Raw genomic sequence first — 21,551 nt, forward strand, 5'->3', positions numbered from 1 at the left:
TTGCACTAAAAAATACACCTAGGGGTATGAGGGGGAGTTCACAATGGCAATTAGAGCAGATGTTAGGTTAGATGCGAAAGGGCTGGCTTGCCCTATGCCTATCGTCAAAACGAAAAAGGTGATGAACGAACTAGAAGCGGGTCAAATTTTAGAAGTGCAAGCAACAGACAAAGGCTCTAAAGCAGATCTTGCTGCTTGGTCAGAATCCGTTGGTCACCACTATATCGGCACTACAGAAGTTGGTGACGTGTTCTATCATTACATTCGTAAAAGTTCGAATGACCTCATGATAGAAAACACCTATGCGCATACCATTTCGAATGAAGAGATGTTGTCACGCGCGGGAAATGGCGGCTGTATTTTAGATGTACGTGAAGAGGCGGAATATGCCTTCGGTCATATTGAAGGTGCAGCATCCATTCCACTGGGTGAATTAGATTCGCGCATGAATGAGCTGAATAAAAATCAAGACATTTATGTGATTTGTCGAACCGGCAAACGCAGTGATCTGGCAGCACTCAAGCTTGCAAGCAATGGATTTGAAAAAGTGTATAACGTCTTGCCTGGCATGGCAGGCTGGAATGGGGACTTAACCAAATCGATATGATTGATGAGGATGTCACTGTCGTGAGTCAGATGATTCACATTTAAGCGATGCTTTCCAACGGATAGGCAACCAAGTAGTGAGAGGATTATTCCTCTCACTAAAAATAGCTAAAAAATATACCCAAGGGGGTAATGTAAGATGACAGTAACGAAATGGACAGCAGCTGACGTTGCTCGTAAAGTGATTGAAAAACAATCGGTATTCATTTTGGACGTACGCAACACAGATGCATTTGAGGACTGGTAAATCGAAGGACATCAATTCGACTATTTAAATATTCCATACTTCGAATTGTTAGATGGGGTAGAGAGCCTATTACCTCAACTACCAGCGGACAAGGAAATAGTCGTTGTTTGTGCGAAAGAAGGCTCCTCGATCCTAGTGGCTGAAATGCTGAGTGAAGCGAATACAGCTCTATCGGTAAGCTATTTAGAAGGTGGTATGAAAGCTTGGAGCAGTTATGTAGAGCCTATAAAAGTAGCTGATCTTTCAGGCGACGGTGAATTATATCAATTTGTACGGTTAGGAAAAGGTTGTCTTTCTTATATGGTCATTTCAGACGGGGAAGCAGCTGTTATTGACGCAGTCAGATTTACTGAAGTGTTCACAAGCTTTGCAGCACAAAAAAACGTGAAAATTAAGCACGTATTTGATACGCACCTGCATGCTGATCACATTTCAGGTGGGCGTGCTATAGCACAATCTACCGGTGCAACGTATTATTTGCCTCCGAAAGATGCAGAAGAGGTGGTGTTTGATTATACACCCCTTGAGGATGGCTTAACGGTTCAAATTGGCGCTTCCAAGCTTGAGGTAGGTGCACTTTATTCACCAGGTCACACGATTGGATCAACTTCATTTATAGTAGACGGCACGTTTCTCTTAACAGGTGACATTCTATTTATCGATTCTATTGGTCGGCCTGACTTAGCAGGACTTGCTGAGGATTGGGTAGGAGATCTTCGTGAAACTTTATATCGTCGTTATCGAGAGCTTACAGAGGAGCTTATTGTTTTACCGGCCCATTTTATGATTATGGACGAATTAAATGAAGATGGTACAGCTGCGAAACGGTTAGGGGACCTGCTCGCAGAAAATCACGGTTTGAATATAAAAGATGAGGAACAATTCCGACAACTTGTTACTGAACATCTTCCACCACAACCGCATGCTTATAAACAAATTCGCCAAGTGAATATGGGGAAAATGACGCCGGACAGTGATGAACAAACTGAAATGGAAATTGGACCAAATCGTTGTGCAGTCCGTTAATGTATAAATCTGAAATCAATAGCAGACAAAATAAATGAAATGAGGGTATTTAATATGAAAGTAGACAAAGTGATAGACGTAAAAGGACTAGCATGCCCGATGCCCATCGTTAGAGTAAAAAAGGCAATGGATGCCGTTGCTTCAGGCGAGGTCGTAGAGATTCTGGTAACAGATAAGGGGGCGCTTGCAGATTTTCCAGCTTGGGCCAATGCTGGTGGACACATCATTTTAGATCAGACGGAAGACGCTGGCGTGTTTAAATTTTTTATTAAAAAAGCGTAAAGTTGTTCTTTTAGGCGGGTTTTCGTTCATCGAAGCCCGCCATCGTTATGAGAAGGAAGGGTACGTATGGATCTCACATTTATTGTTGTCATTTTCTTAATAGGTTTTATCGGCTCTTTTGTATCTGGAATGTTAGGTGTTGGGGGTTCTATTATTAAGTACCCGATGCTTTTATATATTCCGCAGTTATTTGGGATAGCAGCTTTTACAGCACATCAGGTTTCAGGTATTAGTGCGATACAAGTATTGTTTGCCTCTATCGCGGGAGTTTGGGCTTATCGTAAAGGTGGCTATCTGAATAAGTCATTGATCATGTACATGGGCGGCTCCATTTTACTTGGCAGCTTTATCGGTAGCTTTGGCTCGTCTTATTTGTCTGAGCAGTCTGTAAATGTGGTATATGGCATACTCGCGACCATAGCAGCAATCATGATGTTTGTACCTAAAAAGCAAGTCGATGATATTCCGCTTGATAACGTCACCTTTAATAAAACAATTGCAGTAATTGTAGCGTTTATTGTGGGGGTAGGGTCTGGGATTGTAGGGGCCGCAGGTGGATTTTTACTTGTGCCCGTGATGCTGGTTGTCCTTAACATTCCAACACGAATGACGATCGCGACAAGCTTAGCGATTACGTTTATCTCCTCCATAGGAGGAAGTGTTGGCAAATTGATGACAGGGCAAGTCGATTACTTGCCAGCCATCATTATGATTGCTGCGAGTCTACTTGCAGCCCCACTCGGAGCGAAAGTAGGTAAAACATTAAATACGAAAGCGCTGCAAGCAAGTTTAGCCGTATTGATACTCGCTACTGCTGCTAAGATATGGCTTGATTTATTTTAAATTCAGCTAACTAGGTGTGAGATGAAGAACAACCGAGTGGTAATAACTCGGTTGTTCTTCACTACGTTTAACCTTTTACACTACCCGCCGTAACCCCTTCGATAATCCGTCTTTGAAGAAGAGCAAATATAAGGATGACGGGAATAATGCTGATCGTAATCGCTGCTGTCATTGCACCATAGTTCATATTAAACTTATCGGCAAAGGCGACGATGGCTACTGGGAGCGTACGCAGCTTTTCATTGGACAAAAACAAGTTAGCCATAACAAACTCGTTCCAATTGTTAATAAAGTTTAATATAAACACCGTCACTAATGTAGGCAGTGTAAGTGGAATAATAATACGCCACAAAATGCCAAACGTATTAAGGCCATCGATAATGCCTGCTTCTTCCAATTCATTCGGAATCGACTTCAAAAAAGCAGCCAAAACAAACACCGTAAGCGGGATGCCAAATGCGATATATGGAAATATAAGCGCTAACGGTGTATTGTACAGACCAAAATCTTTAACGAGCGTATATAACGGAATGAGCAAGGAGGCTGGAGGAATTAACAGCGAAAGCAGCAGCATTCCGTATACAAGCTTGCTTATAACAGGATATTTCATTCGTGTGACCGCGTAAGCGATAGCCGTAGACAACAACAACGTGGATACGGTGGCCACAACCCCAACGTATAGACTGTTTGCAAAATAATGACCGATGTAGGAATTTGTCAGTGCATCTCGATAGTTTTGCATATTAAAAACGGCCGGAAGTCCCCACGGATCATTAAATATTTCGGTATTATTTTTCATCGACGCTGTAATGACAAACAGCAGTGGGTAAAGTACGATCAAAATGTAAGGCCATAAAAAGAGGTGAGGAGCCAACTGTTTTACTTTCTTTTTAAACATCATTATTCTGTGGCCTCCCTTGTTTTGACGTTAATATAATGGAATACGAGCGCTAATAAGGCAGTAAACAAGCTAATAATGACAGCAATTGCGTTGGCGTACCCAAAGTCGCTTAACGTATACGCTTGTTTATACATGTAAGAAGCCATCACTTCCGAGCTGCCGAACGGTCCGCCTTTGGTCATAATTAATATAATATCAAGCGCCTTCATTGCGCCAGTAATCGATAACAGCAAGGTTACGACAATAACGGGCCGAATTAACGGGATGGTGAGCAGCCACGCTTTTTTCCATCCGGTAGCTCCATCCATCTCTCCAGCCTCCAGCATTTCTTTAGGGATGGCAAAGATGGCTGCCAGGACAAGCACAATATAAAATCCAGTCCACTGCCAACTGTTAGTCAGCAATACAGCCAGCATCGCCGTTGCTTCATCTCCAAGCCAAATACGAGTCCAATGCTCTAAACCGATAGTACGAAGTAATTGATTTAACAGCCCTGCTTCTGGTGCATAAATAAATTGCCAGATGACACCGATGGAAGCGGTAGATAAAATGCTGGGCATAAATACCGTAAGTTTATAGAAATCAAGAAAACGTCGAACACTGCTGACGATAATCGAGATGAGTATAATAAACGGAACTTGAATAAAGACGGAGAACAGTACGAAATACATGTTATTGTTAAATGAGATCCAGAAGCTATCATCGGTTAACACTTTGGCGAAATTGTCCAGACCCACAAAGACGGGATCATTAATTCCGTTCCATTGGGTCAGGGAATACTGAAGTGATTGAAATAACGGCACGAGATAAAATGTGACATAGATAAGCATAGCAGGTACAACAAATACTGCATAAGCCCAATGATTACGTTGAATGTTGTTCATATCAGCTACCTATCTTCCTCTCCCTGGCGAGTAGAAGGGAGCCGAAATAACAGCTCCCTCACGATCATTACTTGCTTTCAGCGTTAGCTTCGTCCTGGGTTTTTTGCATACGCTCTGCGGCTTTCTCCGGTTCGATCTTGCCGCCCAACAGTTGCTGCATCGTGGCTTCCAGCGTCACTTTTACTTTTGGCTGTACCAAGGAATCAAATGCAGGAAATGCTCCTTTAGCAGAACCTTGTGCTTCTCCGATCGTTTGAATTAATGCATTGGCGCCTTGCACATCAGAAATACCTTTCATGGAAGGGATTTGGCTCGTCTCAATTAACGTCCGTTTTTGATTCTCTTGATTGTAGAAGTTTTTGATGAAGGCTTTGACTGCTGTCAACTCCTGATCTTTAACCGTCGCAGAGAATCCATACCCGTTAGACCATCCACCATTGATGTAACCATCTCCAGGCCCGCCTACATCTGGAAAGCGGAAGAAGCCAGTGTCATCCTTTACCGTTGATGACTCTCCTGATATGGCATTTACTGCCCAACTGCCATCAAACAACATGGCCGCTTTGCCTGTGTAGAAATTAGCTTGCCCTTGCGGGAACTTTAAGCCAAGGACGTTCGGATCAATGTACTGCTTTTCGACCATCATCTGAATACGTTTGAACGTCTCGATGACAGCAGGATCTGTCCATTTCGTAGCTCCAGTCGCAAATCCTTCTTGCAGCTTTGGACCACCCAAGGCGACAAACATGCTGTTCACAAGCATGTTTACGACCCAGCCATCGCCGCTGCCTGCGCCCATCGCAATTGGGGTGATTCCTTTAGCTTTTAATAGCTCCATCGCGCTCACAAGCTCATCCCAAGTGGTAGGTACTTTTGCTCCAGCTTGCTCGAACAGCTTTTTGTTATAGAAGAAACCTTCGATGTAACCTGACTCTGGCAGCCCATATATTTGTCCATCTACCGTAAACTCACGAAGGTCAAAAAACGAATCTGCAATGCCCAACTCTTTCAAAATATCGTTTAAGGGCAACAGTCGCCCTGCTTTGGAATAATTGCGTGTGTCTGCGCCACCAAATAAACTAAAAACAGGTGGCTGCGTACCGGCCGCCATCTCGGCTTTTAGCTTGACGTCACGATTGACAGCGTCTTCAACACCATCGAGCACAAACGTAAGTCCAGGCACGTCACTTTCCGTCTTTTTTACAGTTTGTTGTAAAATTTCTAATGATTTTTTAGCAGTGTCACGGATATGAATGTGCCGCAGTACCATGTTAAATGACTTCACGTCCTCTGTAGTCTTTCCACCTTGCTCGGTTCCGTTCGCAGCGTTAGAATCCGCTGGGGTATTCGAACCGCATCCAGCTAGGGCAGACATGGTAGCAAGTACAGCAACGATTAGCAGCAACAATCTTTTTTTCATCAACAACAACTCCTCACAAGAAATATGATACAAATGACTTCCCCTTCAAGTAACAGCTGTAATGAATGAATCTGTATAGCGACCTACAAATGTAACGTTAGGTGAACAGGCATCACTCCTTTCAATAGGCAACATGGTCGTTTCTTTACATGTCCAAATGATGATGATATGCTAATTAGTGCAATATACAAATTTTTGTATCTTTAACAGTGAACATGGAAGGATGAACAATATTGAACACACAGTTATATCAGAAGAGCGGACTTGCACTAATGCATTTGGCTAGAATTATGATGACGGTCAAAAAGGGTGACCGGCTGCAAACCATTAGCGAGTACGAGAAAGAAATCGGCTTTGCTCGTGGTACGATTCAGAATGCGATTAATCGGTTGAAGCAGTCTGGCGCGATCGCTTTGGAAAGCAAAGGGCATTCGGGTACTTATGTAACAGATATTGATTATAAAAAAGTATGGGAGCACACCGGATGGGACATATGCTCGGGTGCGATGCCGCTGCCGTATTCCAAGCTTTACGAAGGAATGGCGACTGGCTTGTATCGATCTTTTCAACAATTCGGTGCTGAGTTAAGCATGGCCTATGTACGTGGTTCACGTATCCGCTTACAAATGTTAGCTAAAGGTGCTTATGACTTTGCAGTGGTGTCGTTGTTAGCCGCGCAGCAAGCGATTGAATCTGGAGAAGAGATAGAGATTGCTCTTCAGTTCGGAAAGCACAGCTACTTGTCTAAACACGTCCTCGTTGTGGCTGATTCTCGTATGACCAACATAGAAGATGGAATGACAGTAGCGATTGATCCCAAATCAACAGACCAGTCGATGATTACGCAACGGCTATGTGAAGGCAAACATATTACGTTAGTTGAAATGCCATACAGTCAAATCGTGTCAAGTATTATGTCACGCCGCATTGATGCAGGGGTGTGGAATCTGGATGAAATTAAAGACAAGGAGCTGCCCGTATTGTACCGTGACATCACCGATATCGAAGGTATGGATAACGTATCTGTCGCTGCGGTCGTAACCGCCAAGACTAATAAGGGCATTAGACATATGATAAAAGAGATTATTGCAATTGACACGGTGCTTAGCATCCAACAACAAGTTGTTCATTGTGAAATTGACCCTAGCTATTAACGTCAAAAGGAAATAGTCGTTTACAACACTATCAAACGGTGTTATTATTTCCTTAGATCAATGTACAAAATATTGTATATTGTACATTCTCTATTGTATATGGATACTATCTAAATTACAAGTAGTTTGTGTAAACAAGGAGTGATGACATGTTACAAAAACGATTGGAGCTGCTGTATGCTTCTCAGCAAATGGATGCGGATACATATGAGAGGATTCCGTCTTTGCTGGGCGAATTAGAGAACAAACTGGGTGTCGAACTGCAAGAAGATAATGCAGGTGCTTTTGTGTCTCATTATATAAAGGCCATTCAGCGTGTGAAGGCAGGGGCTCCGATTCAAGAAGATCCTTCCTTCATTCAAATGGCGCAAAAAAAGGAGCGCTTGTTCCAATGGGCTATCGAATCGCTTCATCCTTTCGCGAATGACAACGTATCATTGGATGGAGAAGCGGTGTACTTCGTTTCTTATTTTGAAATGATGTTAGGGGAGGAACCTGTATGTTGAGAGTTGTAGTTGCAGGACTAAACAAAGACAAGCTTGCAAAAGCCGTTGCTGCCGCCGGTGGAGATCAAGTATCCGTTCAGGCACTATCCGATATTGAAGCGGCGCTGCAAGTGAAGAATGGGCAAGCGGACTATTACTTGGGGGCGTGCAACACAGGCGGAGGTGCAGCACTTTCGATGGCAATTGGAATTTTGACATTAGGGAAGTGTGCCACGATTACCAAAAATGGTGAACGCCCGAATCAAGCTGTTATTCAACGTCATATTCAAGATGGGGTTGTCGCATTTGGTATGACCGTAGACAGCATAGAGGAAACAGCTCGCTGCATAGTCCATGCTTTATTAGAGCGACAGGAGTAACACATGTTAAATATGATGGGCAGTCATATGGCTGTGCAGCTTTGTATAGTATCTTTGCTTTGTGCCTTAACGGCTTATTTATCACACTGTGGCAGAGCTGCTTTTAACGATGGCGTGAGACCGTTGCTGGCTGAACAGACGGCTGGCCGGATGAGTCGACAAGAGCTGGCTGGTAGATCGTACCGTTTAAGCGTAGGATTTGTGCTGACGTTAGGACTGTCCTTTGCGTTATCCTATCAGCTGTTAAATCCGTGGCTGTTGTTTTTAGCTACAGACGCGCTCGGAGTGTACGCCTCCAGAAAACGTACTGCGCTGCTGCTAGGCGCCTTATGGGGAGGGGGGGCCACGATGGTCATCCATCTGGTGCCTTTATGGCTTCATGCCCTTCCGATTCCGCTATTTGACTCGCTCCGGCATGTGACAGTACCGGTTCTGGCTGCGGTAGTTATTGTTCCTTTCTTAGCCATATTGCAGCAGTTTGGGCGATCAAAGCTAATAGCAAGTATGGTCGTAGTAGTAGGTGCAGCTATCATATATTACGCTGCGCAAGGGAAGTCCTTTTCGTTAACAGATGTTCACATCGCTGAATTTGCGGCACCGACATTGGCGTTAGGACTTGTGATGTTAGTTGCCATTGGCTATTGGCGTGATCGCAAAGGAATCCAGGAACGACGAGCTGTCGCTGAGCAAATGCTTGCATTACATGCCGATTCTTATACGCGCATGAAAAAGCTCATGCCCTTATTCGCGGTTATCGGCGGTTTAGTTTCGCTATGTGTACATATGCAGTGGTTGGCAGGCACTGAATTGTCAGCACCATTGCTGCACGATATGTGGAGCGAAGGGGGAGCTGCAGCAGGTGTTAACCCGACTATAGTTGCCGCTGCGGAATGGATGCGCGCTTTATGTTTTGTGCCGCTGCTCGTGACGACGACACTTGCAACAGGAGTATACGGAGTAGTCGGGCTGACCCTTGTATATCCCGTCGGGTATTTGGCTCCTGATCCGATTTCTGCTGTCGTTTTAGGCGCAGGCTGTATCGTACTTGAAATGTTGTTGCTTCGTCGCATGGCGCTTGCTTTATATTTACAGCCTACGGTGAGGGAATCGGCGGATTATTTGAGATCTGCTCTTAATACGATGCTTGAGCTTGGCATGTTGTTTGGCGGGATGCTGGCGGTGCTGCGAATGAATACACAGTTAGCCGAGCTGGGTCTTCTATGTTATATGTTCATTTATGTGATAAATGAGGTGGCGGGACGCCCTGTTATGCGTCTGGCCATTGGCCCGATTGCTGCCATACTAACGGCGCTGCTGCTCAATGTATGGGCTTATTTAAGTGTTTGGTAGTGATAAAGGGTGAATTGATGAAGTTTTTATCCCAAAAAGAGGTGAATGTCAATTGTTTATCCAAACGGTCCTTGGCAGCATTCCCCCAGCGTCTGTTGAAGCAACACTTATTCATGAGCATATCGTATTTGATCTGACGCCTGTTCGTCAGGATACGGATTCCAGATTGTATGATGATGCCAGTTTGTTTTCCGAATTAGAGCAACTGAAACTGAATAAGTGTAATACCATTGTTGAAGTGTCTAATCAAGGTATGGGGAGAAACGTTCACGCACTTCGGCGTATCGCAGCTCAACATCAGCTGCATATCATTGCCGCGACAGGTTATTACAAGCAGGAATACTATCCGGTCGAAGTGTTCCAATGGAGTGAAGAAGCGTTATCCAATCGAATGATTGCTGACATTAGCGAGGGGATAGAAGGAAGCGGCATTCGGGCTGGTATTATTGCGGAGATCGGCAGCAGTTATAAGCAGATCACAGCACATGAGCAAAAAGTATTTTGCGCTGCTGCGAGAGCACAGGTGATGACTGGCGCACCTTTAAGTACGCACTGCGAGATCGGTACTATGGGAAGTGAGCAGTTGCGACTATTACTAAAATGCGGTGTAAAGCCCGAGTCCATTTCATTTGGCCACCAGGATTTGAACTCGGACGTAAGCGAACAGCAATGGCTGCTTGATAGCGGGGCGTACATTCAGTTCGATACGATTGGAAAATGCGGATATCGCTCAGATGAAGAACGGATGAATCAATTAATCACCTTGCTTGAGCTTGGATACGAGAACCAGCTTATGCTGTCATGTGATCTGACAAGACAGTCCCATCTTCTTTCGCAAGGTGGACACGGATATGTTCACTTGTTTCAATCGTTTATTCCGAGCTTAAAACAAAGAGGGGCTACAGATAGCTGTATAGACAAAATGCTCATTCATAATCCACGTCGATTTTTAATATTTAAGAGCGAGCCTGCTGTTTTATAAGCGGGAATGGTTTGCCATACCCATTAAAACAGCGATCGACAGCCGACCGATGCTCATAACGAGGAGGCAATATGTTCTTATATAAGACAGCGGAAAGAAACCCTTCCCTAATGAAGGCGGCAATAGAGCTCCATCAAAATGGAAGCCTGTTGCCTGATACGTTTGTATTGGATTATGACCAGATTCAGCATAATGCTGCACATATGATTGAGGTTGCCCAAAAGCTGGATATCGATTTATTTATGATGACAAAGCAGCTTGGACGTAATCCATTGATTTCGAAAATGTTGATTGAAGCTGGCTTTGCCGGTGCGGTTACAGTTGATTATAAAGAAGCACTGCTTATGATCAGAAACGGTATTCCGTTGGCGCACGTCGGTCATCTCGTTCAGACACCAACACAGGTCATCCGCGAAGTGATCAAGGCCAAGCCTAAGCTGATGACGGTGTTCTCAGTAGAGAAAGCACGGGAGATCGACGAAATGAGCCGCTTGGAAAACCATGTACAGCCTATTATGCTTCGGATAATCGGAGAAGAGGACGTAATCTACGACGCTCAGCAGGGTGGCATCAAACGGAGTGAACTGGATGCAGCGGTTGCTGAACTATCCAAACTGTCACATCTATCGATAGAAGGGGTGACTTCGTTTCCTTGCTTCTTGTATGACAGCGTGCTTCAAGATGTTGTGGCGACCCCAAATGTGCAGACGCTGCAAGAAGCGGCCTATCAGCTGCGGCACCGATATGATCAGCCTATCCAGCATATTAATATGCCTTCGGCTACGTGCGCCTATACGATACCCAAAATAAGTGCAGCAGGCGGAACTCAAGGGGAACCGGGACATGGTCTGACAGGAACGACGCCGATGCATGCGGTTACCGATCTGGCTGAGACCCCAGCCATCTTATATGTAAGCGAAGTGTCACATCAATTTGATCACCACAGCTATTGTTATGGTGGAGGACATTATCGCAGATCGGGCATAGAGAGAGCTTATGTAGCTACTAGAGGTGGAGAGTGGCAGGAGGCACAGGTTGATGCGCCAGAGGCAAGCAGTATTGATTATTATTTTGGTTTAAGCGGTGTCCACCCCATTGGAAGCACCGTATTGATGGCGTTTCGCTCGCAAATATTTGTCACGAGAAGTGATGTGGCGGTTATAGGCGGATTACATTCAGGTCGTCCGCAACTACTTGGTGTATTTGACAGCTTAGGACAATCTAAATCAGTCAGGTGATGACAGATGGGGAAATTAATAGTGGTAGTCATCGATAGCTTCGGTATCGGCGCGATGGAGGATGTCGCAGTTGTACGTAGTGCAGATGTCGGAGCTAACACGTGCAAGCATGTATTAGCTCAATATCCAGATAAACGGCTTCCTAACCTGGAACGTCTCGGATTAATGAATGCCCTTGGAGAAGAAGTAGGCAGCATGAAATTTTCCGCTGAAGCTTTATTTGCCACTTCTGACTTGATGCATGAAGGAGCGGACAGCTTTTTGGGCCATCAGGAAATTATGGGCACAAGGCCAATAAAACCGCTTATTGCTTCGTTTTCAACCGTCATCGACGATGTACACGTTCATTTAGAGCGTAAGGGATATGTCGTCGAGCGTATTGGCGGGACTCCTGCCATTCTACTTGTGAATGGATCAGCAGTAGTCGGCGATAACTTGGAAACGGATTCAGGCCAAGTATATAATGTAACGGGCTTACTCGATATGATGACATTCGAGCAGATTGAACAATTGGGACGTTGTGTACGAGAGGTTGTATATGTTTCTCGTGTGATTGCTTTTGGCGGGGAACACGTTTCCCTGAAACAATTGCTCGCTGCCAGACAAATAAAAGAGGGCAAGTACGCGGGAATCGATACGCCATTGTCTGGCGTGTACAAGCACGGTTATCGAGTGGTTCATCTCGGATACGGCGTGAACAGCGCTGTGCAAATTCCAACTATTTTAGGTGTAGCGGGTATTCCTGTTTCTTTAATAGGTAAGGTCGAGAACATTGTGTCTAATGTTAAAGGACGAAATTACCCCGGAGTAGATACTGCGGAATTACTCGATATTACATTACGTGAAATGCAATCCATGTCCCACGGCTTTATTTGCGTCAACATTCAAGAAACAGATTTAGCGGGTCATGCGCAGGATACGGAGCGTTATATGAATCGGCTTGAAGTGTGCGACAAATACGTAGGCTATATGATGGATCGGATGCATGATGACGATATGTTAATGATAGCGGCGGATCACGGCAACGATCCTACGATAGGTCATAGTCGGCATACCCGCGAAAAGGTCCCTATACTTGTTTATCAACGTCGAGGCAGAAGTGGCTATATCGGACATTATTCTACTTTGTCTTGCATTGGCGCAACGGCAGCTGATTATTTTCAGGTGCAAGCGCCAGAAAATGGTACATCATTCCTTTTAGCGATCCAATAAAGCGTTGGCAAGCGCCATCGTCGGGGGTACTTTAATAAAAATTTATCAAAATTTTTATTGTAGGTATATGTCTTGTTTGTTAATCTGAATAGTAGGGATACATTGAGCTGGCCAGTTGTCCTCCTATGGTATTGACATCTTCCCTAAACCCCCTATTTGAAAGGAAGAGGTTAATGAAAAGAAAAGCATTATCTGCATTGTTAGTATTTGTGTTAGTCTTTTTGATGGTACCATTATCTGCATCTGCGACAACTCCATCAACTGTAGAAATTACTGGTCAGGGAACCCTTACTATTGGTATATCGGGCAAGATTGATGGCAGCTTTTACAACTACAAGGTAACTAATGAGTATGGAGCCACGATCCAAGAAGGAAGAGCTCTTGGTTCCTTTAAAGGCATTGCTAGACTTGTTCTGAACAATCTCCCTCAAGGAACCTATAAGATTCGGGCTGATGGCCATATTTCTGCCCGCTTCTCATAAACACGACAATTTGAAATTTAACATCCTTATTTTTATGAAAGAGAGACGGCTTAGGTCGCTTCTCTTTTTTTGTGTTTAAGCGTCCAATATTGCTACACTAGCAGGTGCTTCTTACATAACTTTTAAATGAGCTAGCAATAATACGATTTGTATGTGGTAATATAACTATAGTTGCAACTACTTATATATGTCCTGCTGGAGGAGGTAACGGATTGGAATTGTTAAGTCAGATGTCAGATCAATATAAATTGCTGGGAGACAAGACCCGCTTAACGATTGTGGCCCTGCTGAATGAGCAGGAGCTGTGCGTATGCGAGATTGTAGCGGTTCTGGGATTATCTCAACCGAATATAAGCCAGCATCTGAGAAAGCTGAAAGCTAGTGGAATGATTAAAGAGACGAAGAAGGGACAGTGGGTCTATTATTCGATAAACCGTGAACTGGAACCTTATCTACAAGATGTTCTAAAGCATTTACCTTCAATGAAGCAGTCTATTTTAGACCTCGAGGAAAAGGGTTTGAAGGTTTCTTGTGATTAATAAAAGGAACAGACTGTTCAACTGTACAGTTCTGTTCCTTTGCTTGTGTTAGGGATAGAGACGATGCAGCGTTTGGCGCTGTGCATCGTTGATGGACAATATCGCACGGGCCTCCTTAGCACGTTGCTCTGCGTCCTCAACCGATGTACTTAATCCCAATTCAAGCAGGGTTCCGATAGCAACCGCCCCGGTACGACCTTTACCAGCTCCGCAGTGGAAGGCGACCTTTTTTCCGACTTCATAAGCTTTAATGACGGCTTGAATGGCTTTCGCCATCAACTCTTCTTCAGTCTCCGTAGTGTTGTCTCGAAGTGGGGCATGAATTCGCTCAGCAGTAGTCGAGTTCCATGCATCCATTTCCTTTTCCGCCCGAAGATCAACGATCACTTCAACACCTTCTTGCCCAATTACAGTATCTACATCTTTGGCACCACACATGTAAATACGTTCAGGGATAAGCTCGTGGTATACCTTCTCATTATTCATTTCTTGTATCTCCTTTTGTAAACAAAGCAACTAATTCCAACTGATTTCTTCCTTTTTGGTGCTAAAGAATTTCAAAAAAACAGAATAGATGATGAAGTATTTCCCCACCATTAAGGCTATAGATACATATTTAATTATATAATTACTAACTTATATATTTCAAGGTATGTGAACTAATAAATAATTACTTGATTATATAACTATGTACTTATATAATGATGCCGACAGGAGGTGTAACCGTGAATTCGATCTTGCTAGAACAGATGTCTGATCAATTTAAGCTGCTTGGTGATCGTACGCGCATGAACATCGTTTCTTTGCTTTATGGTCAAGAACTGTGCGTATGCCAGCTTGTAGAACTGATGGACACAACGCAACCGAATATTAGTCAGCATTTAAGAAAATTAAAGGATGCAGGGCTTGTTCGGGAAAAACGAAGAGGCCAATGGAGCTATTATCATTTGCAGCTCGAAGATAAACCACATTTACAAGAGATATTTAAGTACGTACCGAGTATGAATGGAAAGATAAAAGATAAGTTAAGTAAATTAAGTTGTGAAATAGGGGCGTGATCGGCTTGAGTCAAGCAACAACCAAAAAGCTTTCATTTCTGGATCGCTATTTGACGCTATGGATATTTGCCGCCATGGCACTAGGTATCGTACTCGGTTATGTGGTACCCGGCTTTTCAGAAGGCTTATCTGGAATGCAAGTTGGAACAACTTCCATTCCCATTGCTATTGGTTTAATTATCATGATGTATCCACCGCTCGCGAAGGTCAAATACGAAAAGCTAGGGCGTGTGTTCAAAGATTGGAAAGTGCTGCTGCTCTCCTTAGTACAGAATTGGATTGTCGGGCCCATCCTCATGTTTATACTGGCCATTCTTTTCTTGAGTGATATGCCGGAATATATGATTGGGCTTATTATGATCGGGTTAGCACGGTGTATTGCCATGGTCATCGTATGGAGCGACCTTGCCAAGGGTGATCCGGAGTATACGGCAGGTCTCGTCGCGTTTAACTCGATCTTCCAGATCTTGTTTTATTCCGTATTTGCTTATATTTTTATTACGATATTGCCTGGCTGGTTCGGGGTACAAGGTGCCGAAGTGAATGTATCCATGGGTCAAATTGCGGAAAGTGTATTTATTTACTTGGGAATCCCGTTCGCTGCTGGTCTTTTTACACGACTGATCATGGTCAGATGGAAGGGGAACGAATGGTATGAAAAGTCATTTATCCCCAAGATTAGTCCTTTAACACTAATTGCATTACTCTTTACGATCGTACTTATGTTTTCTCTTAAGGCGCAATTAATGGTATCACTGCCGCTTGATGTCGTACGAATTGCCATTCCGTTACTTATTTACTTCGTCATTATGTTTTTGCTGTCGTTCTTTATGTCCATTCGGGCCGGGACTTCCTATCCAGTCTGCTGCTCTTTGTCGTTTACGGCTGCAAGCAATAATTTTGAACTCGGGATCGCAGTTGCTATCGGTGTATTTGGTATCGACTCTGGCGCTGCCTTTGCAGCGGTTATCGGCCCATTAGTTGAAGTTCCCGTGCTCATTGGTTTAGTCAACGTTGCCTTCGGGTTTAGAAAGAAATATTTTGATAAGCAAGGTTTGAGCGGTTAATTGAGAAGTCAGTTAGAAGTTCAGCTATATACAGTCGAAACAAAAGGAGATTCATCTATATGGATAAAAAATTAGTTTATTTCTTGTGTACAGGTAATTCATGCCGCAGTCAAATCGCAGATGGTTGGTTGCAGCTGTTGGGGGGAGAACGTTATGTGGTGCAAAGCGCAGGCTTGGAAGCACATGGACTTAACCCAAGAGCCGTTCAAGTCATGAGTGAGGCTGGGGTAGACATCTCTACTCATACCTCTGATGTGATTAGTCAAGAGTTGTTGCATCGTGCGGATTATGTAATTACATTATGCGGCCATGCGGATGAGCATTGCCCTGTCATCTCCAATAAAGATGTGGTTAAATGGCATTGGGGCTTTAATGATCCTGCAAAGGCAACCGGCACCGAAGAAGAGGTTATGACAGAGTTTCGCCAAGTTCGTGACGACATTAAAGCAAGAATTGAACAGTTCCTGCGTGAAGGTCAATAATGTGATTATTTAGGATCGGTGCAATAGTTTTTATTTTCCTCTTTATCATGTAGGCTCTAGCCCATTGTTGTAGGTACGGCACTCCTTTATATGGGCATTTGCATATGATAAAAATAAACACTGATTGTGAAGAGGAGAATGAGGATGTATCATCATTTAGGTTATCACTGTCACTGGCATAATCCGATATCCAGCAATTGGAGTCATAACTATCAGAGCTATTGTTATCCATACCATTATAGGTACGGTATCGATCATCGACTCTATGAAACCCTAACAATAACAGATTATGGACCAAATCCACTTGTACTCAATATTGATCAGGCCGCAAAGCAAAACCAAACTTACCGTACCGCTTTATGGACAGGGAAACATTTTCAAGTAACTCTAATGAGCATTAATGTTGGTGAAGATATCGGTTTGGAAGTTCATCCGACAACGGATCAATTCATACGAATTGAAGAAGGGCAAGGGCTTGTACAAATGGGGGATCGGAAAGATAATTTAGATTTTCAAACGATGGCGTACAAAGATTATGCAATTATAATACCCGCGGGAAAATGGCACAATTTAACGAATACGGGACATACTCCTCTTAAAATTTACGTGATCTATGCACCGCCTCAGCATCCATATGGTACAGTTCATGAAACAAAAGCAGTCGCGATGTCTGCTGAAGGATAGTTAAATCCAATTTATTTACTTTGCAAATCAGAGGCAGTCTGTAAGGTTATACAAGTATTGCATTTAGTAGTGGGCTGTAAAAGGAAGAGGCATTATTACGAGCATGTTCCGTAGGGAACTCCCATAATAATGCCTCCATTAAATCGTTTTATCTACACGACAGTTTGAGCTGTGTTACCACATAGTTATATTGCACAGCGACAGTAATAAACAATTTGAAGGTGTATATCAAAATAAAATTATTGCACTCAATTGCATCAGGACATTCAAACACAACGGGCTCTGATGACTGGACCAATTACGATATTTTTGCTTGTATTGCTAACAACCTATGTATCAGGCTTAAAAGATCCTGAGATATGATTGATTGCAAGAAGTATCTTAGAAGATTGAAAAATAAGACATTTTGTACATGATTTTTTAGAGAAGCTACTTGGCGACGTTTGAGCTATGGTAAAACGGAGATACATGTACACTTGACGGGCTGTTCTTTTTGTATGCGGATGAAGTTTGCGATCTGGACTACCAGGCTGCTTCACAACAACTCATGTCCTCCCATACACGTTCTCACATCTAAATAGTACAGGTACATAGTCAAACATTGCAAATAGCCAATGCAGCGTAACACGCAATTAAGCGGATCGCACACATTGGCATGGGGAGAAAGAGTGTTGATCAAACAATCTTAATTATATTTATGTTGGTACCCAAGTAGCTTGTAGCTGTACCTTGAGGATTCGTTATCGTCAGCACATTAGGACCCGCTCCTGTAGTAAATACTGCGGAGGAAGTTAAGACTGTACTAGAGCCAGCCGGCAGACCTGCTGCAGAAGATTGCGTCCCTGCAATAAGTGATCCATTCAGGTCAAGTTCTACGGCTGCACTGCCGTTGGTTCCTACATTTGCAGTTGTCTCAAAGGTAGCAAAGTAAGTCTGATTCGGTGCCAATAAAATATTCGGTGATCCGACTACATGAGTAATTGCCGTGCCATTGATCTCTGCATTGTTCGTTAAAGGAATGGAACCTCCACCGGCAACGTTTACTGAAGCACCATTTGTAATGCGTGCACTATTTGCCGTAACAAGGGGTCCAGTAGTACCCGTAGGTCCTGTCGCTCCTGTTACACCAATACCCGTAGCGCCAGTAGGTCCTGTCGCTCCTGTTACCCCAACACCTGTCGCACCAGTGGCTCCTGTCGCTCCTGTTACACCAATACCCGTAGCACCAGTAGGTCCCGTAGCACCTGTTACCCCAACACCTGTCGCGCCAGTGGGTCCCGTAGCACCCGTAACTCCTGTCGGTCCAGTAGTACCTTGACCTGTAGCACCTGTCGGTCCAGTAGGTCCTCCTGATGGGCCAGTGGCCCCTGTGGCACCTGTAGGTCCTAACAGAGAAGGGGCAGCAAGCACGCTATCCAATTTATATTTGAGCATCATTTCCTTCATAACAATTTCTTGAAGCGTACTTCTTACGCTGTCATCAATAGCAAGTAGATCGCTTATAGTAGCAGGGGCCGATAGGCCTGGCAGCGTACCGACTGCATACTGAATTTTCTCCGCCTCTGCATTTACAACGTGTCCTAAACCTAACTCCTCAATGGCAATCGAAGACAAAAGTAAATTCAATGCATCATCCCTAGAGATCGATATATTGGGCGTAATATTAGGAATATTTGCTTGAGACATAATCATCCTCCTTATAAAATAATGAATGTTCCGTATAACATATTTACAGGATAGAAAAAGAGTTACGATTTATTTGAAAGTCCGCTAATGAACTAGCGTAGTAATGCTGATTTAACTCAATGGGACATAACAAGCATCTCGAGCCATATGAATGCAAAGATAAACTGCGAACATTCATGAGAGACTTCATTTCTCTAATGAATGAAATGAAGTGAATCGTTATTGCTATATTGAAAACATGGCTAGAATTATTGGCGTTAACCATTTTCATTAGATGGGGTAGAAGTAGAGACGAGGAAGCTTGTCACGTATGCGGAAAGTGAGTAGTTGCTTATTTGTAGAAGATGGTAACTTAGAGTATGTGTTGTACGGAAATATTGGTGAGATGCCAGTGCTTGCACAGAAAAATTGTAAATCAGGTATATTCGTTGACTAACGGAGACATTGCAAGAGGTACCGTAATTACGATTATGGGGACTAACTTCATTAAAGGCCTGAAAGTGTACTTTGGTGGGAAGAAGCCATGGTTAACAGCTTCGTATCCGGTTTTCAAGTAAAAGTTGTAGTGCCTAAAGCAATGCCCCTTACTAACGATACCCTTACTGGAGGAAGTCAAATTATATCGATGGCTCAAACTTTATAAAATGGAAGAAGACATACTTTGGCAGTACAGTGGCGAAAGCAGAGTTCATTAATGCCACAACAATTAGAGCAAGAGTACCGAAAGCAGCAGTAGTCGGTTCTGTAGATATCCAGGGTCTTCCGGCCTGTGTAGCCTTCCTGGTCCTCGTCCTGGCCAACCTGTAGGTTGCCTTGAGCAAGTAAGACCAACCTAAAAAAGAAGCTCCCTGGTAAATGACTGCCGTTCAGCCATTTTGCCAAGGAGCAGATTCTTTTTCGGTTAAAACGAAGAACTTATGGCGCGACTATCGTCAGCGGCTCAGACCACGTTTCGCCGAAGTCGTTTTTCAGCCTCACCTTATACACGTTTGTTCCCGGAACGAGCTTCGTTAATCTGGACTTGGACTGAGGTGCTGTCCCATTCTCCACTGCGACGTCTTGGAACAATAAGCCACAGTTCAAGCACACATCATTTTGATACACTTGCCAGACGTCAGCGTTGTTTCCATTTGTGATCGAGAAGCCAACATAGTAAAATCCTGCAGTCTCAGCAGGAACAAACGTTACCGTTGGAACCGCAGGTGCACCCATGTAATCCCTAATCAGAATACGCGTCTTCGGAGCTTCAATCTTTGTGCCGTCCGTCAAATAGGCTGTTACAAAGTAATCATACGAGAACCCTTTTACAATAGTGCTATTATAAGGGCCGGCATAGTTTCTTGTATCCGTACATGTGGTTGTCGTTACATTCGTGCACACGATCCACGTAAAATAAGGGGCGTCATAGAAATCATACCGTTTCACCTCATAGTGGCTTACCGACACGCCAGCTGGCGGGTTCCAGCTGATCTTCACCTGACGCAAACCGTCCGCATTTTTCCCCAAATGAACCGCATTGCTTGTAAACGACCCACTCGCAAACACCGAGCCGCTTACGGATAAAACCAGAACCATTGCCATAATAACCAACATCCACTTTTTCATCAAAATCCACCCTCTTCCACCGAATGTTATTTGTGTTTAATTAGTAATATTTACCTTTAAACACATTTAAATAATAGCATGATGCTACTTCGTTTAAAAGCTAATATTTTATTAATGTTACTGTGCTGCAATACTGTAGAACATCATTGAAGCCAACAACAAACAAAACAATCATCGTCTGTCCTCCGCACCCCGAGCATGAACGTGTACTTTAAAATAATTCATTTCATAGAAAAAGGAGCCGCCGCGGCAGCTCCTTTTGAAATGCATATATTCTGGAAAAGAGAAAGTGACAGATGTGATCGATAACTAGTCGAATAATACTGTTCAATTATTAAAGTTTGAACTACATGAATGCTCTAATAAGGTTCATCCAATTTGCATCAAGTTGATATTGGCTGATACAAACTTGGTGAGAATAGTCGTATTGTTGATTAGCTGCAACACTTGGATTGGTTCAGGCCCTGTATTAAAGACAGCAGAGCCCGCAGCACTCGTAAATACAGTGGAAAGATCCGTAAGTGAGGGAGCCAATGATAAGCTCTGATCTATAAATTGGCTGTTTAGAGATAAGATTACACGGACAGCCAACCCTACAATGGTTGGGCAAGCAATGTAATTATAAGAGGCAAAGTAGGTGGTATTGGGTGCTAGCTGAATCGATGTAGGCGTGCTCGGGGAAAAGGAGATGCCTGTCCCGTTTGTTACTTCTGCCTCCAGAAAAGGGATCGGTTCATTAGATTGGCGTACTTCCAAGTATTAAGAAGAAAGCATTGTTAGCTGTGATTTGCTACTGCTTCCTGATTTCTTTATCAAAAAAATGATGTTATCTATCTTCAAAAGAAAGAAGGAGCCATTAAGGCTTTTTAAACAGAACTGTAGAGGGAGAATTTTGAAATTCCAGTGACCTTCCCATAATTATAGGGCCAGAAAATAAC

24 protein-coding genes and 1 pseudogene are annotated in these 21,551 nt (G+C 43.6%); 18 read left to right on the forward strand and 7 right to left on the reverse strand.

Annotated features, from left to right (window positions below):
• The first annotated feature begins 43 nt into the window (after nt 1-43).
• The 4 genes and pseudogenes from H509_RS0113785 (at nt 44) to H509_RS0113800 (ending at nt 3,004) form a co-directional block, all read left to right on the forward strand.
• A complete protein-coding gene (locus tag H509_RS0113785; protein ID WP_036697053.1) occupies nt 44-607 on the forward strand; it encodes a sulfurtransferase TusA family protein in 564 nt (187 codons plus the stop codon).
• 138 nt (nt 608-745) lie between these two features.
• A pseudogene (locus tag H509_RS25295) lies at nt 746-1,879 on the forward strand (MBL fold metallo-hydrolase).
• A 54-nt stretch (nt 1,880-1,933) separates the two neighbouring features.
• Entirely contained in the window at nt 1,934-2,161 is a 228-nt protein-coding gene (locus H509_RS0113795) for a sulfurtransferase TusA family protein (RefSeq protein ID WP_028545606.1), read from the forward strand.
• 66 nt (nt 2,162-2,227) lie between these two features.
• A complete protein-coding gene (locus tag H509_RS0113800; protein WP_028545607.1) occupies nt 2,228-3,004 on the forward strand; it encodes a sulfite exporter TauE/SafE family protein in 777 nt (258 codons plus the stop codon).
• Between the two features lie 67 nt (nt 3,005-3,071).
• Here H509_RS0113800 and H509_RS0113805 read toward each other — a convergent pair whose 3' ends face one another.
• The 3 genes from H509_RS0113805 to H509_RS0113815 all read right to left on the reverse strand — a co-directional run bounded on the left by H509_RS0113805 (nt 3,072) and on the right by H509_RS0113815 (nt 6,209).
• Entirely contained in the window at nt 3,072-3,905 is an 834-nt protein-coding gene (locus H509_RS0113805; protein ID WP_342663648.1) for a carbohydrate ABC transporter permease, read from the reverse strand.
• On the reverse strand, nt 3,905-4,789 hold the full coding sequence (locus H509_RS0113810; protein WP_028545609.1) for a carbohydrate ABC transporter permease: 885 nt from the start codon (nt 4,787-4,789) through the stop codon (nt 3,905-3,907). The genes H509_RS0113805 and H509_RS0113810 overlap by 1 nt, the downstream gene beginning before the upstream one ends.
• Nucleotides 4,790-4,856: 67 nt before the next feature.
• A complete protein-coding gene (locus H509_RS0113815; protein WP_028545610.1) occupies nt 4,857-6,209 on the reverse strand; it encodes an extracellular solute-binding protein in 1,353 nt (450 codons plus the stop codon).
• 233 nt (nt 6,210-6,442) lie between these two features.
• Here H509_RS0113815 and yhfZ point away from each other — a divergent pair, with 233 nt between their 5' ends.
• The 9 genes from yhfZ (at nt 6,443) to H509_RS0113860 (ending at nt 14,031) form a co-directional block, all read left to right on the forward strand.
• The gene (gene yhfZ / locus H509_RS0113820) at nt 6,443-7,363 is read left to right on the forward strand and encodes a GntR family transcriptional regulator YhfZ (protein ID WP_028545611.1); all 921 of its coding nucleotides are present in this window, start codon (nt 6,443-6,445) and stop codon (nt 7,361-7,363) included.
• A gap of 149 nt (nt 7,364-7,512) precedes the next feature.
• Nucleotides 7,513-7,869 carry a PRD domain-containing protein gene (locus H509_RS0113825; protein WP_028545612.1) on the forward strand — a complete coding sequence of 119 codons (357 nt, stop codon included), beginning with the start codon at nt 7,513-7,515 and terminating at the stop codon, nt 7,867-7,869.
• A complete protein-coding gene (locus H509_RS0113830) occupies nt 7,863-8,228 on the forward strand; it encodes a DUF2620 family protein (protein ID WP_028545613.1) in 366 nt (121 codons plus the stop codon). Before H509_RS0113825 ends, H509_RS0113830 begins: the two co-directional genes overlap by 7 nt.
• A 3-nt stretch (nt 8,229-8,231) precedes the next feature.
• A complete protein-coding gene (locus H509_RS0113835; protein WP_051287091.1) occupies nt 8,232-9,578 on the forward strand; it encodes a YhfT family protein in 1,347 nt (448 codons plus the stop codon).
• Nucleotides 9,579-9,630: 52 nt separating this feature from the next.
• Nucleotides 9,631-10,560 carry a phosphotriesterase family protein gene (locus H509_RS0113840; protein ID WP_028545615.1) on the forward strand — a complete coding sequence of 310 codons (930 nt, stop codon included), beginning with the start codon at nt 9,631-9,633 and terminating at the stop codon, nt 10,558-10,560.
• 71 nt (nt 10,561-10,631) lie between these two features.
• Nucleotides 10,632-11,798 carry an alanine racemase gene (locus H509_RS0113845; RefSeq protein WP_028545616.1) on the forward strand — a complete coding sequence of 389 codons (1,167 nt, stop codon included), beginning with the start codon at nt 10,632-10,634 and terminating at the stop codon, nt 11,796-11,798.
• Between the two features lie 6 nt (nt 11,799-11,804).
• Nucleotides 11,805-13,010, forward strand: coding sequence for a phosphopentomutase (locus tag H509_RS0113850; protein ID WP_028545617.1), 1,206 nt, complete (start codon nt 11,805-11,807; stop codon nt 13,008-13,010).
• A 173-nt stretch (nt 13,011-13,183) separates the two neighbouring features.
• On the forward strand, nt 13,184-13,492 hold the full coding sequence (locus H509_RS0113855) for a hypothetical protein (protein ID WP_028545618.1): 309 nt from the start codon (nt 13,184-13,186) through the stop codon (nt 13,490-13,492).
• A 212-nt stretch (nt 13,493-13,704) separates the two neighbouring features.
• A complete protein-coding gene (locus H509_RS0113860) occupies nt 13,705-14,031 on the forward strand; it encodes an ArsR/SmtB family transcription factor (protein WP_028545619.1) in 327 nt (108 codons plus the stop codon).
• 48 nt (nt 14,032-14,079) lie between these two features.
• Here H509_RS0113860 and H509_RS0113865 read toward each other — a convergent pair whose 3' ends face one another.
• Nucleotides 14,080-14,517, reverse strand: coding sequence for a protein-tyrosine phosphatase family protein (locus H509_RS0113865; RefSeq protein ID WP_028545620.1), 438 nt, complete (start codon nt 14,515-14,517; stop codon nt 14,080-14,082).
• 263 nt (nt 14,518-14,780) lie between these two features.
• Here H509_RS0113865 and H509_RS0113870 point away from each other — a divergent pair, with 263 nt between their 5' ends.
• From H509_RS0113870 to H509_RS0113885, 4 genes are all read left to right on the forward strand, one after another.
• Nucleotides 14,781-15,089: an ArsR/SmtB family transcription factor gene (locus tag H509_RS0113870; protein WP_245596077.1), complete on the forward strand. Its 309-nt coding sequence runs from the start codon at nt 14,781-14,783 to the stop codon at nt 15,087-15,089.
• A 5-nt stretch (nt 15,090-15,094) separates the two neighbouring features.
• Entirely contained in the window at nt 15,095-16,156 is a 1,062-nt protein-coding gene (gene arsB, locus H509_RS0113875) for an ACR3 family arsenite efflux transporter (protein WP_028545622.1), read from the forward strand.
• Between the two features lie 59 nt (nt 16,157-16,215).
• Nucleotides 16,216-16,638 (forward strand): arsenate reductase (thioredoxin), encoded by a 423-nt coding sequence (arsC, locus tag H509_RS0113880; protein ID WP_028545623.1) that lies wholly within the window; start codon nt 16,216-16,218, stop codon nt 16,636-16,638.
• 144 nt (nt 16,639-16,782) lie between these two features.
• Nucleotides 16,783-17,322, forward strand: coding sequence for a cupin domain-containing protein (locus H509_RS0113885; protein WP_028545624.1), 540 nt, complete (start codon nt 16,783-16,785; stop codon nt 17,320-17,322).
• A 675-nt stretch (nt 17,323-17,997) separates the two neighbouring features.
• Here the strand turns inward: H509_RS0113885 and H509_RS27705 are convergent.
• On the reverse strand, nt 17,998-19,008 hold the full coding sequence (locus H509_RS27705) for an alpha-helical endospore appendage domain-containing protein (RefSeq protein ID WP_036697057.1): 1,011 nt from the start codon (nt 19,006-19,008) through the stop codon (nt 17,998-18,000).
• Nucleotides 19,009-19,367: 359 nt separating this feature from the next.
• Here H509_RS27705 and H509_RS28785 point away from each other — a divergent pair, with 359 nt between their 5' ends.
• On the forward strand, nt 19,368-19,565 hold the full coding sequence (locus H509_RS28785; RefSeq protein WP_157277682.1) for an IPT/TIG domain-containing protein: 198 nt from the start codon (nt 19,368-19,370) through the stop codon (nt 19,563-19,565).
• 358 nt (nt 19,566-19,923) lie between these two features.
• Here H509_RS28785 and H509_RS0113900 read toward each other — a convergent pair whose 3' ends face one another.
• Together H509_RS0113900 and H509_RS25300 are read right to left on the reverse strand one after the other, a co-directional pair.
• The gene (locus tag H509_RS0113900; protein ID WP_028545626.1) at nt 19,924-20,613 is read right to left on the reverse strand and encodes a hypothetical protein; all 690 of its coding nucleotides are present in this window, start codon (nt 20,611-20,613) and stop codon (nt 19,924-19,926) included.
• 369 nt (nt 20,614-20,982) lie between these two features.
• The gene (locus H509_RS25300) at nt 20,983-21,369 is read right to left on the reverse strand and encodes a hypothetical protein (protein WP_036697058.1); all 387 of its coding nucleotides are present in this window, start codon (nt 21,367-21,369) and stop codon (nt 20,983-20,985) included.
• Between the last annotated feature and the right edge of the window lie 182 nt (nt 21,370-21,551).

The organism is Paenibacillus taiwanensis DSM 18679 (assembly GCF_000425125.1).
Classification (GTDB): domain Bacteria; phylum Bacillota; class Bacilli; order Paenibacillales; family Paenibacillaceae; genus Paenibacillus_B; species Paenibacillus_B taiwanensis.

Excerpts from the sequence above, each read along its gene's own strand:
- H509_RS0113785 (WP_036697053.1), top strand. The coding sequence starts at position 44 with ATGGCAATTAGAGCAGATGTTAGGTTAGATGCGAAAGGGCTGGCTTGC.
- H509_RS0113795 (WP_028545606.1), top strand. The coding sequence starts at position 1,934 with ATGAAAGTAGACAAAGTGATAGACGTAAAAGGACTAGCATGCCCGATG.
- H509_RS0113800 (WP_028545607.1), top strand. The coding sequence starts at position 2,228 with ATGGATCTCACATTTATTGTTGTCATTTTCTTAATAGGTTTTATCGGC.
- H509_RS0113805 (WP_342663648.1), bottom strand. The coding sequence starts at position 3,905 with ATGATGTTTAAAAAGAAAGTAAAACAGTTGGCTCCTCACCTCTTTTTA.
- H509_RS0113810 (WP_028545609.1), bottom strand. The coding sequence starts at position 4,789 with ATGAACAACATTCAACGTAATCATTGGGCTTATGCAGTATTTGTTGTA.
- H509_RS0113815 (WP_028545610.1), bottom strand. The coding sequence starts at position 6,209 with ATGAAAAAAAGATTGTTGCTGCTAATCGTTGCTGTACTTGCTACCATG.
- H509_RS0113825 (WP_028545612.1), top strand. The coding sequence starts at position 7,513 with ATGTTACAAAAACGATTGGAGCTGCTGTATGCTTCTCAGCAAATGGAT.
- H509_RS0113830 (WP_028545613.1), top strand. The coding sequence starts at position 7,863 with ATGTTGAGAGTTGTAGTTGCAGGACTAAACAAAGACAAGCTTGCAAAA.
- H509_RS0113835 (WP_051287091.1), top strand. The coding sequence starts at position 8,232 with ATGTTAAATATGATGGGCAGTCATATGGCTGTGCAGCTTTGTATAGTA.
- H509_RS0113845 (WP_028545616.1), top strand. The coding sequence starts at position 10,632 with ATGTTCTTATATAAGACAGCGGAAAGAAACCCTTCCCTAATGAAGGCG.
- H509_RS0113850 (WP_028545617.1), top strand. The coding sequence starts at position 11,805 with ATGGGGAAATTAATAGTGGTAGTCATCGATAGCTTCGGTATCGGCGCG.
- H509_RS0113855 (WP_028545618.1), top strand. The coding sequence starts at position 13,184 with ATGAAAAGAAAAGCATTATCTGCATTGTTAGTATTTGTGTTAGTCTTT.
- H509_RS0113865 (WP_028545620.1), bottom strand. The coding sequence starts at position 14,517 with ATGAATAATGAGAAGGTATACCACGAGCTTATCCCTGAACGTATTTAC.
- H509_RS0113870 (WP_245596077.1), top strand. The coding sequence starts at position 14,781 with ATGTCTGATCAATTTAAGCTGCTTGGTGATCGTACGCGCATGAACATC.
- arsC (WP_028545623.1), top strand. The coding sequence starts at position 16,216 with ATGGATAAAAAATTAGTTTATTTCTTGTGTACAGGTAATTCATGCCGC.
- H509_RS0113885 (WP_028545624.1), top strand. The coding sequence starts at position 16,783 with ATGTATCATCATTTAGGTTATCACTGTCACTGGCATAATCCGATATCC.
- H509_RS27705 (WP_036697057.1), bottom strand. The coding sequence starts at position 19,008 with ATGTCTCAAGCAAATATTCCTAATATTACGCCCAATATATCGATCTCT.
- H509_RS28785 (WP_157277682.1), top strand. The coding sequence starts at position 19,368 with ATGTGTTGTACGGAAATATTGGTGAGATGCCAGTGCTTGCACAGAAAA.
- H509_RS0113900 (WP_028545626.1), bottom strand. The coding sequence starts at position 20,613 with ATGAAAAAGTGGATGTTGGTTATTATGGCAATGGTTCTGGTTTTATCC.